This is a genomic window from Knoellia sinensis KCTC 19936, from assembly GCF_000768705.1.
Lineage (GTDB): Bacteria > Actinomycetota > Actinomycetes > Actinomycetales > Dermatophilaceae > Knoellia > Knoellia sinensis.
The window spans coordinates 87,030-101,002 of record NZ_AVPJ01000005.1 but is presented as its reverse complement, the minus strand read 5'-3'; the positions used below and the strand labels follow the sequence as shown (position 1 = coordinate 101,002).

The following is a 13,973-nucleotide window of genomic DNA, read 5'->3' as shown; positions in this document are numbered from 1 at the left end:
GGTCACCCTATCTGCGGGGCACACGAACAATGGATTGGCGCGGACGGTTCGGCGAGGAGCACAATGACGGGTGCGGCTGACTCCCGCCTGCCGGCAGCGTCGCCGACCTCCCACACCCTTCCGCTCCAGAGGAGCCTCGTTTTGTCCAGCCCTGCTCAAGTCGAGTACCCCGAGAAGATCGACGGGGCGGTCCTCAAGATCGCCGGCGTCGTCGTCCTCGGCGCCATCATGTCGATCCTCGACATCACGGTCGTCAACGTCGCGCTGCCCGAACTGCAGACGACGTTCACCGGCGCCGACAACCCGCTCGACTACTCCACCGTCGCGTGGACGGTCACGGCGTACACCCTCGCGCTCGCCATGGTCATCCCGCTCACCGGGTGGGCGGCCGACCGCTTCGGCACCAAGCGCCTCTACATGCTGGCCCTGGTGCTCTTCACCGCCGGTTCGGTCCTGTGCGCGGCGGCGACGAGCATCAACATGCTGATCGTCTTCCGCTTCATCCAGGGCCTCGGTGGCGGCCTCCTCATGCCGCTCGGCATGGTCATCATGACCAAGGCCGCCGGGCCGGCCCGCATGGGCCGCCTCATGGCGATCCTCGGCGTGCCGATGCTGCTCGGTCCCATCGGTGGCCCCATCCTCGGTGGCTGGCTGATCGACAAGGTGTCGTGGCACTGGATCTTCCTGATCAACCTGCCGCTCGGCCTTGCTGCGCTCGCCTACGCCTGGTGGGCCCTGCCCAAGGACAGCCCGGAGCCGACCGAGTCCTTCGACTTCCTCGGTCTGGCGCTCATGAGTCCTGGCCTCATGGCCTTCCTGTACGGCGTCTCGTCGATCCCCGAGGAGGGCACGTTCCTCGCGCCCAAGGTGCTCGTCTTCACCGGGATCGGGCTGGCCCTGATCATCGCGTTCGTGTTCCACAGCTTCAGGCCTGAGCACCCTCTGCTCGACCTGCGCCTGTTCAAGAACAAGAACCTCACGTGGTCGACGATCACGATGTTCATCTTCGCCGGGGCGTTCTTCGGTGGCCTGCTCCTCGTCCCGACCTACCTCCAGCAGGTCAAGGGCGAGACCGCCTTCGATGCGGGCCTGCTCATCGCGCCTCAGGGCATCGGCGCGATGCTGACGATGCCGATCGCTGGCGCCCTCGCGGACAAGATCCCGGTCGGGCGGATCGTCCCGTTCGGCCTCCTGCTCATCACCGGTGGCATGTTCGCCCTCACGCAGGTCGACGCGGAGACGTCCTACTGGGGCTTCCTCATCCCGGTGCTCTTCGTCATGGGGCTCGGCATGGGCGCCACGATGATGCCGCTCATGACGTCGGCGCTCAAGACGCTCACGGCCCACCAAGTCGCTCGCGGATCGACCCTGCTCAACATCACCCAGCAGGTCGCGAGTTCCATCGGTGTCGCGATCATCTCGGTCGTCCTCACCAACGGGCTCAAGAACGACCCCCTCGTGTCGCAGGCGGGAGCGTTCGCCGAGGAGTCGGCCAAGGTCGATCCGTCGCAGATCCCGTCGCTGCTGCAGCAGTTCCCGCTCGTCGGCGAGATCCTCGCGAAGTTCCAGGACCCGGCTGCTGGCCAAGCCGCCCTCCTCGACGCCGTGCGCCACAACATGGGCGAGGTCTTCGGCAACACCTTCCTCGTGGCCGCGATCCTCGTGGCCTTCACGCTGGTCTCGGCCTGGTTCCTGCCGCGCAAGCACGAGGAGAGCCACTTGCTCGACGACGAGGGCGCGGACGAGGTCGCTCCCCCGGCCATCCTGCACTGACGCACCCGCGACGCCGCTCGGCATCGCGAAGGCCGGTCCGCCCCACTCGGGCGGGCCGGCCTTCGGCATGCTGGGGGCATGGACGCCCCCACACCCGGACCTCTCAACGCCATCACCGACGTGGCCGGTCTCCGCGTCGGCCAGATCACCCGTGACGAGCCGGGGTGGCTCACGGGCGTCACCGTCGTCGTCCCCCCGCCGGGCACGGTCGGGGGCGTTGACGTCCGCGGCGGCGCCCCCGGGACCCGGGAGACCGACCTCCTCGACCCGGCCCGACTGGTGGACCGAGTCGACGCCGTCGTGCTCGCGGGCGGCAGCGCGTTCGGCCTCGCCGCCGCGGACGGCGTCATGCAGGCCGCGTATGCCGCCGGGCTGGGCTGGCCGACCAGCCCCGAGGCTCCCGCCGAAGTCGTCCCGATCGTCCCCGCCGCTGTCATCCTCGACCTCGGTCGCGGCGGCGACTTCTCGCACGCCCCGACAGCCGAGGACGGTCGAACCGCCTACGACTCGGCCGCGCCGGGTCAGGTCGCCCAAGGCGCCGTGGGTGCCGGCACCGGAGCCCGCTCCGGCGGTCTCAGGGGCGGTGTCGGCACCGCGAGCGCGGTCGTGGGCGGCATCACCGTGGGCGCGATCGTGGTCGTCAACGCGATGGGCTCACCGTGCGCTCCTGACGGATCCCTGTATGCCGTCCGCTCCGGTCTCGCAGACGAGTTCGCCTCCGTGCCCGAGCCGGATCCCTCTGCAGCGCAGGCCTATTGGGAGGCGCTGGCTGCAGCTGAGGCCGAGCTGCGCGCCGGCATGGCGACGACGATCGGGGTCGTCGCGACCGACGCCACCCTCACCAAGGCGCAGTGCCGGAAGTTGGCGGAGGTGAGCCAGGACGGACTGGCTCGGGCCCTGAAACCGGTGCACACGGCATACGACGGAGACACGATCTTCACCCTCGCGACAGGTGAGCGGGAAGCGCCGAACGACCTCGACCTCGTCCATCTGCAAACGGCCGCGGCGGACTGCGTCACGCGGGCGATCGGGCACGCGATGGTCGCCGCGGCGTCGATCGACCGCACCGCGGACGGAGGCGCCGCCCTGACGTCCTGGGCGGCTGCCCTCACGCGAAAGGTACCCGGGTAGACGTCAGGGGTAGACTTCTACCCATGGCGCTCAACATCAAGAACGAACGCGTGGTGAGTCTGGCCCGCGACGTCGCCGCCCGCACCGGCCAGACGCAGACCGGCGCGATCGAGAGCGCTCTCGAGCGCTACCTCGCCGACTTGGTTCGAGAAGGCGAGAGCGACACACGCAGGCGGCGCCTGGACGCTCTGCTTGCCCGGATCGACGCCGAGCGACTCCCCGGCGGGCCGACCGTGGAGGAGATCATGGACGATCTGTACGACCCGGCGACGGGTCTTCCCAGGTGATCGTCGACTCGTCCGCGCTCGTGGCGATTCATGAGGGTGAGTCAGAGCGCGAACAATTCGTGCAGCTGGTCAGGGACGCTCGCAGCCCGCGAGTGTCTGCGGCCACCTACGTCGAATGTGCGCTCGTCCTCGACCGCAGACCGTCCTCTCACGGACAGAGCCGCCTCGACGAGCTCCTCACGTCCTTGGGCGTCGAGATCGCGGCCTTCACCGCCGAGCAGGCACGGATTGCTCGGCAGGCACATCGCCGATTCGGGCGCGGATCCGGACATCCCGCAGGTCTCAACCTCGGGGACTGCTTCTCCTATGCGCTGGCGATGACCGAGGACGAGCCGCTGCTCTTCAAGGGTGCCGACTTCACCCACACCGACGTCCGATCGGCCCTGGTCGACGACTGAGCGGTGAACGGCGACTCAGGCGTGCCGGATGACGAATTCCGTGTCCACGTCCCGACCACCGGTGGGGTCCGGCGGCGGCGTGACGTCCTGACTCGTCGTCATCTGGTCGACCGTGATGCGGGGCAGGTCGACGTGCACCCGCTGCTCGAGATCCTGCCGTTCGGTGTCACTGCGGCTCTCGGGGTCGGACATCCTGGCCTCCTGCCTCCGGTGGTCACTTCAGTGTGACCGACCGGCGTCGGGGATGCGAGGACTTCAGCGCGACGAGTAGTTCGGTGCCTCGACGATGCCCATGACGTCGTGCGGATGGCTCTCCTTGAGACCCGCCGTCGTGATGCGGACGAACTTGCCCCGCGCCTTGAGCTCGGGGATCGTGCGGGCGCCGACATAGAACATCGACTGGTGCAGGCCACCGACGAGTTGGTGGGCGACATTGCCGAGCGGTCCGCGGTAGGCCACTTGGCCCTCGATGCCCTCGGCGATGATCTTGTCGTCGCTCGTGACGTCGGCCTGGAAGTAGCGGTCCTTGGAGAAGGACTTCTTGCCGCGCGAGGCCATCGCGCCGAGCGAACCCATGCCGCGGTAGGACTTGAACTGCTTGCCGGCGACGTAGACGAGCTCACCGGGAGACTCCTCGCAGCCCGCGAGCAGCGAGCCCAGCATCACGGTGTCGGCGCCGGCCACGAGGGCCTTGGCGATGTCGCCGGAGTACTGGAGGCCACCGTCACCGATGAGCGGGACACCGGCGGGGGTGCAGGCCTGAGCTGCGTTGTGGATGGCCGTGACCTGCGGGACGCCGACGCCGGCGACGACGCGGGTCGTGCAGATGGAGCCGGGACCGACACCGACCTTGACACCGTCGACCCCTGCGTCGATCAGGGCCTGGGCCCCGGCGCGGGTGGCGATGTTGCCACCGATGACCTGGACGTGACGGGTCGCTGGGTCCTTCTTGAGTCGCTCGATCATCTCGAGGAGGAGTCGGGCGTGACCGTTGGCGGTGTCGGCGACGAGGACGTCGACACCGGCGTCGACGAGGCACGTGGCGCGCTCCCAGGCGTCGCCGAAGAAGCCGATGGCGGCACCGACGAGCAGTCGGCCGTGGGCATCCTTGCTGGCGTCGGGGAACTGCTCCGACTTCACGAAGTCCTTGACCGTGATGAGGCCGGCGAGGCGACCCGCGTCGTCGACGATCGGGAGCCGCTCGCGCTTGTGCTGACGGAGCAGCGTGGTGGCGTCCTCGCGGGAGATGCCGACCCGGCCGGTGACGAGCGGCATGGGCGTCATGACGTCGCGCACCAGCGTGGTGGCCCACTCGGCAACGGGGGTGAACCGCAGGTCGCGGTTGGTGATCATGCCGATGAGCTTGTTGTCGGCATCGACGACGGGGAAGCCGGAGATCCGGTATTCGCCCGCGAGGTTGTCGAGGTCCTCGAGCGTGGCGTCCGGGACGATCGTGACCGGGTTGCTGATCATGCCGGTCTGGGTCCGCTTGACGAGGTCGACCTGGTAGGCCTGATCCTCGATGGAGAGGTTGCGGTGCAGGATGCCGATGCCGCCCTGGCGCGCCATGGCGATGGCCATGCGCGACTCGGTGACGGTGTCCATGGCGGCGGAGACGAGCGGTGCCCGGAGGCTGATCTCCTTGGTGAGTCGCGACGTGGTGTCGACCTCGCTCGGGATGACGTCGGTCTCGCCCGGCAGGAGCAGGACGTCGTCATAGGTGAGACCCAGCTCCGCGAACGGTGCCGGGAGCGCGGGCTGCGCGGCTTCGGCCGCGACGGGGGCGGGCGTCGCAGTCGTGGCAGGGGTCGGAGACGGCGCGGAAGCCTGCGCTGAAGCGGCGGGCTCGGCCTCGAGGTGGGTAGGGCGGTCAACACCAAGGCTCATTGCCCAAGTCTAGGGCAGTGCGACGCAGGCTCCGAACCGGCGAATCGCGCCCGAGGGCTCGGGAACGTCCCACATCGCACGGACGCTCCGGGCGCGGGCGTGAAGCTCCCGGCGTGCTCGCTCCGCGGACAAGCCCCGGTTCACATGCTGGCGGCGTGCGTCGCGGCGGCGCAGGCCGCTGACCTGCACACTTCCGGCGGACCACCGGACTTTGCCAACTTCTTACCTGTGCCAGACCCGCCCCTTGCCAACCCATTCCTAGCCTGAGGGTGCCCCTCAGGGGCGCACGACAACGACACCGCCGCCGACGCCGGTGGACACGGACAGGAGGGGTCATGGCGGACATCGCACGACTGCCGAAGCCGATTCTCGAGGTTTGGGAGTGGCAGTTCGACGGGCACTGTCGACAGGTCAGCCCGGACGTCTTCTTCCACCCCGAAGGCGAGCGTGGCAACCGCCGGCGCAGCCGCGACGACCGCGCCAAGGCGGTCTGCGACTCCTGCCCCGTCCTCCAGCGCTGCCGTGAGCACGCCCTCGCCTCGCGCGAACCCTATGGAGTGTGGGGCGGGATGACCGAGGAGGAGCGCATCCGCGCCCTCAACCACCGCGAACTCGCCAGCTGATCACCACGCCAGCGAGTCGATGACCGTCGGGCTGGGGGCGCGACCAGGGACGCGCTCGCACCCCGACCAGTGCCGGGCGACCGGCACCCCGTGCTCGGGTGACCGGAGCGGATCAGGGAGTCGGACTCCCGGTCACCCGAGCATGCAGGCCGGGCGCGGGCCTCAGGACGTAGCCTGAGCGCGTGACCCCCACCGAGATCCCGATCAACGGCGAGAGCATCCGGCTCGGCCAACTCCTCAAGTTCGCGTCCGTGGTCGAGGACGGCGCCGACGCCCGGGCCGTCATCGAGGCGGGCGAGGTCGAGGTCAACGGCGAGGTCGACACCCGCCGGGGACGTCAGGTCCGCCCGGGCGACACGGTCACCTACGCGGGCGAGACGTTCGCGGTCGTCGCCGAAGCCTGACCGGACGGGACAGCGCTCAGGGTGCGGGCGGCATACATCGAATGAGGGTGACGTCCCCGCTCACGGTGACCCCACCGGCCGCATGGGGCACGAGCAGGACGTCACCGGCGCCGACGGGGCGCACGCCGTCTCGGGTCGCAAGGCTTCCGTGGCCGTCCACGACGACAACCGCCGCGTATGCCGCGTCGACCGTCACGTCGCCCGTCACCGGGCGCACGACCTCGGCTCGGAAGAACTCCCCGGCTTCGTCCGGGAGGGCGGGACCGGCACCTTCGACGTCGACCCAACGACGCGTGAGCGTCGCGAGTCGCTCGGGCGTCAGCGGGCCGCGGTCGACGCTCTCCAGGGCGACGGGAACCTCGAGGCCGAGGAACGCGTGGTCGCGTTCGAGGCCAAAACGCTCATGCTCCAACATCACCGAGAAGTCGGTCGGTTCCTGGAGCTCGAGGATGAGCACCCCCTCGCCGATGGCGTGCGGCTGGCCTGCCGGCACGAGGACCGCGTCGCCGGCGGAGACCTGGATGGGGTTCAGGGCGGCCAGGAGTCGCTCGTCCTGCGCCTCGACCAGCGCCTCGAGTTCCTCGGGTGCGAGCCCCTCACGGAACCCGACCCAGACCGTCGCCCCGGGGTCGGCGACGAGGACGAGCCACGCCTCCGTCTTGCCATGCGCGCAGTCGAGGTGGGAGGCGGCGAACGCCCGGCTCGGGTGCGAGTGCACCGGGAGACGCTCGCCGCTGTCGAGGAGCTTGGTGAGAAGGGTCGGCTCGGCTCCGAACGCGGCGACGTGAGTCTCCCCGAACCAGCCGACGGCATCCGCGGCCAGGGCCTCGGGAAGCTCGACCCCACCATCGAGGGTCGTGACTCCCCCACCGCCCTCCGCGAAGAGGCGCGCGGTGGAGCCGATCCAGTCCTCGGGGCGGGAGCCGTCGAAGTCCGCGGGTACGTCCATGCCCCGGAACGCCAGGATGCGCTCCCCTCCGCGATAGAACCGGCGGGGAGTGTTCGGGCTGAGCACAGCGATGGGAGGAGTCACGCACCGATCTCACCAAAGCACCTGCGCCACGGCAACGGTGACGTGGACGACGTGGCGTCCGTGAGCGCACCTCGCGCCTTCTGCGTCAGCTCGATCCGACGCGCGCCAAGGCCGTGCTGTAGCCACCGCGCTGCTGGGTGAACGTGTCGCCCTCGCAGGAGTAGGTCACGGCGCTCGTCCCCGGCGTGAGCGGGGTGACCATCCCACCTACCGTGAGGGTGCCGTCATTGCGGACCAGTTCGAAGGACATCGAGTCGCCCTCAGTGGCGACGAAGTATTCGACGGTGCCGTCGAAGACGACGCTGTCGACACCGCCGGCGACGGCGTTGTCGTAGGTGACGACCAGCTTCCGGTCCGCACCGATCGTGATCGTGCGCTGCAACGACGTGATCTCACCGAGCGCGAGCACCGGTTCCCGATAGGTCAAGGTTCGCCAGGTGCCGATCAGGCACGGGTCGAGTGCCGCTGCGGGGCTGGCAGCCGGCGTTCCCGACGCCGTCGGGGAGGGTGTGGAGGATGCCTCGGCGCTCGGGGTCGTCGGAGCCGTGATCGTCGTGCCTGGAGCCTCCGCGGTGAGACTGTCGGACCGGTCACGGTCGACGATGAGAACTCCTGCCGCCACTGCCCCTGCGCCGGCAAGCAGACCCACGACCCCCAGGAGCAGGCGACGCCGGACCGGCGACCGAGACGCACTCGCACCCGCACTCGCAGACGCACTCGGAGCGACGGCAGCGGCGCGCACGACCGTGGCATCGCTGGTGTGGTCGTCGTGGCGATGAGCCACCTCGTCGAGCAGCACCACCTCGGTGCGCGGGAGGCGCAGTTCCTGCTCGATGCCCTGCAGGCTCCGAGCCAGGGACAGCGCGCTCTCCGGGCGAGCTTCAGGCTCCTTGGCCATGCCCTGCTGAAGCACCAGTTCGAAGGACTCCGGCACGTCTGCCCGCCCGGTGCGGGTCGGGACCTCGAGCATGGTGCGTGACACCAGGGCGTCGTGGGAGTTGTCACCCCCGACGACCTCGAACGGCGTCCGTCCCGTGAGGAGGAACGAGACGGTCGCCGCCAACGAATAGACGTCGGCCGCCACGGAACCGTTGCTCACCCCTCGCAGCACCTCAGGTGCGGTCCAGGCGACGGAGACCCCCACGTCATCGCCGTCGTCGATCGTGGCCGAGCGCCCAGCGATGCCGAAGTCCGACAGCGCTGGCGCACCGTAGGACGACACGAGGATGTTCGCCGGTTTGATGTCCCGGTGCAGGATTCCCGCACGGTGGGCGGTCTCCACGGCGGAGGCCACCCGGATGCCGGTGCGCAACGCCTCCGGCACCGACAACGGCTTCGCCCGTGCCGCTTCGGCGAGGTTCGGGCGCGGGTAGTAGCTCATGACGAGGTACGGCCGCTCGTCGTCGGTCACCCCAGCCCGCAGGATCGACGCGATGTGGGGATGCTCCGCCAGTTCGGCCATCGCGTTGGCCTCGGCGACGAGTTGCTCGCCGAGGTCATGTGCGGCCGGGCGCAGCACCTTCACCGCGACGGGCATGAGGGGCATCGCCTGCTCATACAGGTGCACGTCGGCAAAGCCCCCATGACCGAGCCGCCGGAGGTGCCGCAGACCCGGGATCTGCGGGGGCGCTGAAGTCATCACCATGGATCGTAGACCCCGAAGACCGCGCCCCAGCACCACTGATTGCCCGTTCGGCCAGTGAGGAGCGCAGCGACGAACTGGCCGAACGGGCAATCAGTGGTGAGAAGGTCCAGGCGCACGTATGCCGTGCGCTCCCCCTGTACGGGAGCACACGGCATACGTGGTGGTTCAGATCAGAGCAGGCTCAGCCTCAGTGCGAGTGACCGTGGCCGTGGCCGCCAGCGGCAGCCGGCTCCTCTTCCTTCTTGTCGACGACGAGCGTGTCGGTCGTGAGGACCATCGACGCGATCGACGCGGCGTTGCGCAGCGCGGAGCGGGTCACCTTGACCGGGTCGATGACGCCGGCCTTGACGAGGTCCTCGTACTCACCGGTCGCGGCGTTGAGGCCCTGACCCGGCTCGAGCTCCGACACCTTGGCGACGGCGACGTAGCCCTGGAGGCCAGCGTTCTCGGCGATCCAGCGCAGCGGCTCGGCTGCGGCCTTCTGCACGATGGCGGCGCCGACCTTCTCGTCACCCTCGAGGCCGAGACCGTCGATGACCTTGACGGCCTGGATGAGAGCTGAGCCGCCACCGGCGACGATGCCCTCCTCGATGGCCGCGCGGGTCGCCGAGATGGCGTCCTCGATGCGGTGCTTCTTCTCCTTGAGCTCAACCTCGGTGTGGGCACCGACCTTGATGACGCAGACGCCACCGGCGAGCTTGGCGAGGCGCTCCTGGAGCTTCTCGCGGTCCCAGTCGGAGTCGGTGCGCTCGATCTCGGCCTTGATCTGGTTGACGCGACCCTCGACCTCGGACGCGTCACCGGCGCCGTCGATGATCGTCGTGTTGTCCTTGGTCACGACGACGCGACGGGCCTGGCCGAGCACCGTGAGGTCGGCCTGGTCGAGCTTGAGCCCGACCTCCTCGGCGATGACCTGACCGCCGGTGAGGACGGCCATGTCCTGGAGCATCGCCTTGCGGCGGTCTCCGAAGCCGGGAGCCTTAACGGCGACGACGTTGAACGTGCCGCGGATCTTGTTGACGACGAGCGTCGAGAGGGCCTCGCCGTCGACGTCCTCGGCGATGATGACGAGCGGCTTGCCCGACTGGACGACCTTCTCGAGAACCGGGAGGACGTCGGCGATGGCCGAGATCTTGCCCTGGTTGATGAGGATGTAGGCGTCCTCGAGGACAGCCTCCATGCGCTCCGCGTCCGAGATGAAGTAGGGCGAGATGTAGCCCTTGTCGAACTGCATGCCCTCGGTGAACTCGAGCTCGGTGGCGGCGGTCGAGGACTCCTCGACCGTGATGACGCCGTCCTTGCCGACCTTGTCGAACGCGTCGGCGATCGTCGCGCCGATCTCCTTGTCCTGGGCGGACAGGGAGGCGACCGAGGCGATCTCGTCCTTGCCGTCAACCTCGCGAGCGGTCTCGAGGAGACGCTCGGACACGGCCTCGACGGCCTTGTCCATGCCGCGCTTGAGACCCGCGGGAGCGGCGCCGGCGGTGACGTTGCGCAGGCCCTCACGAACCATGGCCTGGGCGAGGACGGTCGCGGTCGTCGTGCCGTCACCGGCGACGTCGTTGGTCTTGGTCGCGACCTCCTTGGCGAGCTGGGCGCCGAGGTTCTCGTAGGCGTCCTCGAGCTCGACCTCACGCGCGATGGTGACACCGTCGTTCGTGATCGTGGGGGCGCCCCACTTCTTGTCGATGACGACGTTGCGGCCCTTGGGGCCGAGCGTCACCTTGACGGCGTTGGCGAGGGCGTCGACGCCCCGCTCGAGCGCCTTGCGGGCGGAGTCGTTGAACTCCAGTTCCTTGGCCATGAGTGTCCTTCAGTAGTCAGTGGTACATCAGAGGAGCAGCTGCGCCGTCCTCATGACATGAGGTGATGCGCGTATGCCGTGAGCTCACCGTGGGAGGTGAGCCCACGGCATACGTGGTGGTCTGTTCCATTTCCGTCGGCTACGGAGACCCGAGCCGGCGGCGGTGCAGGCACCTGGCTTGGCCGAACCCTTTTTCAGCCAACGATCGCGAGGACGTCGCGGGCGCTGAGGATGAGGTACTCCTCGCCGCCGTGCTTGACCTCGGTGCCGCCGTACTTGCTGTAGATGACCTTGTCGCCGACGGTGACGTCGAGCGGGACGCGGTTGCCGTTGTCGTCAATGCGACCGGGACCGACCGCGAGGACCTCGCCCTCCTGGGGCTTCTCCTTCGCGGTGTCCGGGATGACGAGACCGGACGCCGTGGTCTGCTCGGCCTCGAGCGACTTGATGACGATGCGGTCCTCGAGCGGCTTGATGGAAACCGACACTGTGTGACCTCCCCTTTGGGATGAGTCGAAGGTGGACAAAGGTGTGCGGGGCTGTCCGATTCGCCGTCGCGGGGGTCGAGTCGGTCCGCCTGCGCTGGCACTCACACGAGGCGAGTGCCAATGCACCAAATCTAGGTCGCGCGTTAGCACTCGGTCAACTCGAGTGCCAAACGTTGTGGTCGTGTTCGCCGTGGGCACAACTCCCCCCAATAACGGGTTGCAGCGGGACCTCCCGAGGACGAGGCTCCACACCTGTGACCGACAGTGACCCCGCCGCCCTCCTGGCCGCCTATGACGCCCAGCTCCGCCGCGACGCCGAGGTGCCTTCTGCGCTCTCCACCGTGGAGATGGGTCCTCTGCTCCTGGCGACCTATCTCGGCGGGCGCGGCTTCATCACCTATCGGACACTCGAGACCGAGGACGGCCCGGCCACGGAGGAGTCGGTCCGCACCTTGGTCGCGGCTGCGCTCGCCCACTACGCCGACCAGCCCGAGATCCGCCGGGTCGAGTGGAAGACCCGTGGCCACGACCACGCCCCCGGACTCCACGACGCGCTCGTGTCGGCCGGTTTCGAGCCGGACGAGCCCGAGTCGATCATGATCGGCGACGCCTCGCTCCTCGCGCTCGACCTCGAGCTGCCCGATGGCGTCACGGTGCGACAGGTGACCGACGAGTCGGACGTCCGCGCGATGGTCGCCATGACTGGTGAGGTCTTCGGCGACGACGAGGAGACGACCGCCGGCATGGCCGAAGCGCTGATCCAGCGCCTGCGGACCCGCGACGACATGGAGATGTGGGTGGCCGAGATCGACGGAGAGATCGTCAGCGCCGGTCGCCTCGAACCGGTGGAGGGCACGGACTTCGCCGGCATCTGGGGCGGGGCGACGCGACCCGAGCACCGCGGTCGCGGGATCTACCGCGCCCTGACGGCGGCGCGCGCCCGTTCGGCGATCGCACGCGGAAAGCGCTGGATCAACAGCGACTCCACGGAGTTCTCCCGACCGATCCTCGAGCGTTCCGGGCTGGTCAAGGTCTCGACGACGACCCCGTATGAGTGGACGCGGTCGACGACGCCCGCAGAGGACTGAGGCGCGGACCTCGCTGTGCGCGGGATTCGCGAGGATTGCACGAGGTTCGGTCAGGGTCACCGCACGAGCACCGACCCCGGAATGAGAAGGTTGGCCAGTGGACGTGAGCAGCGTGAGGGCATTGGCAGCCCCCGATGGCCAGGAGCTCTTGCGTTCCCTCCCGCCCTACAGCGACGGCTCCGTGCTCGCCCTCCACGACCGTTTGCGCAGTGCTGGCCACAGTCCTGACCTCGCGTCGGCAGCCCTGACCCAGCAGCGACTGCGCGCCCGCGCGCGGGCCAAGTTCGGCGAGTTCGCCGACGACATGCTCTTCACGGCCGACGGCCTGGAGCAGGCGACGCGACTCGAGGTTGCCGTGGCGCACGCACACCGGTTCAGCCGGGCCAGCCTCGCCACGGTCCACGACCTGGGCTGCGGCATCGGGGCCGACTCGGTCACGCTCTCCTCCTTGGGCGTCACGGTGCGCGCGGTCGACTCCGACCCGGTGACGGCAGCGGTCGCCGACGCGAACCTGCGCCCATGGCCCGACTCCCGCGCCCGCGTCGGTCGGGCCGAGGACGTGCGCTTCGGCTACGAACCCGGTCGCAACCGCGTCGGCGCCTGGCTCGACCCGGCACGCCGGACGCGCGGCGTCGCAGACATCACTGGGCGCACGCGACGCACCTTCCGACTCGACGACATCGCGCCGTCGTGGGACTTCGTCCAGCAGGTGGCTGCGGCCGTCCCGGCCACGGGCGTGAAGCTGAGCCCTGGCTTCGACCATGGCGCGATCCCCGACGGCACAGAGGCGCAGTGGACCTCGTGGGAGGGCGACGTCGTCGAATGCGCCATCTGGTGGGGTCCGCTGGTCATGAATGCTGGCCGCACCGCGCGCGTCATGTCGGCAGATTCCCTGCCCGTCGTCGTGGACGAGTCGATGGCAGATCGCTCGAGGCCCGTCGCCTCCTCCCTCACTGACGTGGGCCCGTGGCTGCACGATGTCGACAAGGCGGTGATCCGGGCAGGGCTCGTGGGTGCCGTGACCCGGGCCACCGGTGGCGTCGAGTCCGACGAGGGCACCGGCTACGTCCTGGCCTCCCGTGACGTGACGCTCGAATACACCCGCCGGTATGCCGTCCACGAGGCGATGCCGTTCACCGTCAAGACCCTGCGTGGCTGGCTCCGCGAGAACAACGTCACCGGGCTGACGATCAAGAAGCGCGGGGTGCGCCTCGACGACGAGCAGCTGCGGCGCGACCTCAAGATCGGCACGAAGGCCGGTAGCGGCGAACAGGCGACTGCCGTCCTGACGCGCGTGGGCGGCGCCCCGACCGCGCTCATCGTCTCCCCCGCCTGACAACCCCGACTTATTGCCCGTTTGGCCAGTGAGGAGCGCAGCGACGAACTGGCCAAACGGGCAATAAGTCGGGGGG

Annotated in this window: 14 protein-coding genes; 8 read left to right on the top strand and 6 right to left on the bottom strand. The window is 69.2% G+C overall.

Annotated elements, in window-relative coordinates; genetic code table 11:
* Positions 1-141: 141 nt before the first annotated feature.
* From N802_RS08490 to N802_RS08475, 4 genes are all read left to right on the top strand, one after another.
* The gene (locus N802_RS08490) at positions 142-1,773 is read left to right on the top strand and encodes a DHA2 family efflux MFS transporter permease subunit (RefSeq protein WP_035915076.1); all 1,632 of its coding nucleotides are present in this window, start codon (positions 142-144) and stop codon (positions 1,771-1,773) included.
* Between the two features lie 78 nt (positions 1,774-1,851).
* Positions 1,852-2,904, top strand: coding sequence for a P1 family peptidase (locus N802_RS08485; RefSeq protein WP_035914718.1), 1,053 nt, complete (start codon positions 1,852-1,854; stop codon positions 2,902-2,904).
* A 23-nt stretch (positions 2,905-2,927) separates the two neighbouring features.
* Positions 2,928-3,191 (top strand): type II toxin-antitoxin system VapB family antitoxin, encoded by a 264-nt coding sequence (locus N802_RS19405; protein WP_052109645.1) that lies wholly within the window; start codon positions 2,928-2,930, stop codon positions 3,189-3,191.
* Positions 3,188-3,589, top strand: a complete 402-nt coding sequence (locus N802_RS08475) for a type II toxin-antitoxin system VapC family toxin (RefSeq protein WP_035914714.1) — start codon at positions 3,188-3,190, stop codon at positions 3,587-3,589. The genes N802_RS19405 and N802_RS08475 overlap by 4 nt, the downstream gene beginning before the upstream one ends.
* A gap of 15 nt (positions 3,590-3,604) precedes the next feature.
* Here N802_RS08475 and N802_RS20195 read toward each other — a convergent pair whose 3' ends face one another.
* Both N802_RS20195 and guaB read right to left on the bottom strand, forming a co-directional pair.
* The gene (locus tag N802_RS20195) at positions 3,605-3,781 is read right to left on the bottom strand and encodes a hypothetical protein (RefSeq protein ID WP_156971332.1); all 177 of its coding nucleotides are present in this window, start codon (positions 3,779-3,781) and stop codon (positions 3,605-3,607) included.
* Between the two features lie 63 nt (positions 3,782-3,844).
* Positions 3,845-5,476: an IMP dehydrogenase gene (guaB, locus tag N802_RS08470; RefSeq protein ID WP_084072031.1), complete on the bottom strand. Its 1,632-nt coding sequence runs from the start codon at positions 5,474-5,476 to the stop codon at positions 3,845-3,847.
* A 335-nt stretch (positions 5,477-5,811) separates the two neighbouring features.
* On the opposite strand from guaB, the gene N802_RS08465 reads away from it, so the two are divergent.
* A complete protein-coding gene (locus tag N802_RS08465) occupies positions 5,812-6,099 on the top strand; it encodes a WhiB family transcriptional regulator (RefSeq protein ID WP_035914702.1) in 288 nt (95 codons plus the stop codon).
* A gap of 182 nt (positions 6,100-6,281) precedes the next feature.
* Positions 6,282-6,503 carry an RNA-binding S4 domain-containing protein gene (locus N802_RS08460; RefSeq protein ID WP_035914700.1) on the top strand — a complete coding sequence of 74 codons (222 nt, stop codon included), beginning with the start codon at positions 6,282-6,284 and terminating at the stop codon, positions 6,501-6,503.
* Between the two features lie 16 nt (positions 6,504-6,519).
* Here the strand turns inward: N802_RS08460 and N802_RS08455 are convergent, their stop codons facing one another.
* From N802_RS08455 to groES, 4 genes are all read right to left on the bottom strand, one after another.
* On the bottom strand, positions 6,520-7,536 hold the full coding sequence (locus tag N802_RS08455; protein WP_035914698.1) for a class I mannose-6-phosphate isomerase: 1,017 nt from the start codon (positions 7,534-7,536) through the stop codon (positions 6,520-6,522).
* A gap of 85 nt (positions 7,537-7,621) precedes the next feature.
* A complete protein-coding gene (locus N802_RS19400; protein WP_052109643.1) occupies positions 7,622-9,175 on the bottom strand; it encodes a serine/threonine-protein kinase in 1,554 nt (517 codons plus the stop codon).
* Between the two features lie 193 nt (positions 9,176-9,368).
* Complete coding sequence (gene groL, locus N802_RS08445) at positions 9,369-10,985, bottom strand: chaperonin GroEL (protein ID WP_035914697.1); 1,617 nt, start codon at positions 10,983-10,985, stop codon at positions 9,369-9,371.
* Between the two features lie 194 nt (positions 10,986-11,179).
* Positions 11,180-11,473, bottom strand: a complete 294-nt coding sequence (gene groES, locus N802_RS08440) for a co-chaperone GroES (RefSeq protein ID WP_035914696.1) — start codon at positions 11,471-11,473, stop codon at positions 11,180-11,182.
* 254 nt (positions 11,474-11,727) lie between these two features.
* Here groES and N802_RS08435 point away from each other — a divergent pair, with 254 nt between their 5' ends.
* Together N802_RS08435 and N802_RS08430 are read left to right on the top strand one after the other, a co-directional pair.
* Positions 11,728-12,561 carry a GNAT family N-acetyltransferase gene (locus tag N802_RS08435; protein WP_035914692.1) on the top strand — a complete coding sequence of 278 codons (834 nt, stop codon included), beginning with the start codon at positions 11,728-11,730 and terminating at the stop codon, positions 12,559-12,561.
* A 103-nt stretch (positions 12,562-12,664) separates the two neighbouring features.
* Complete coding sequence (locus N802_RS08430) at positions 12,665-13,897, top strand: class I SAM-dependent methyltransferase (RefSeq protein WP_245613877.1); 1,233 nt, start codon at positions 12,665-12,667, stop codon at positions 13,895-13,897.
* Positions 13,898-13,973 lie beyond the last annotated feature (76 nt).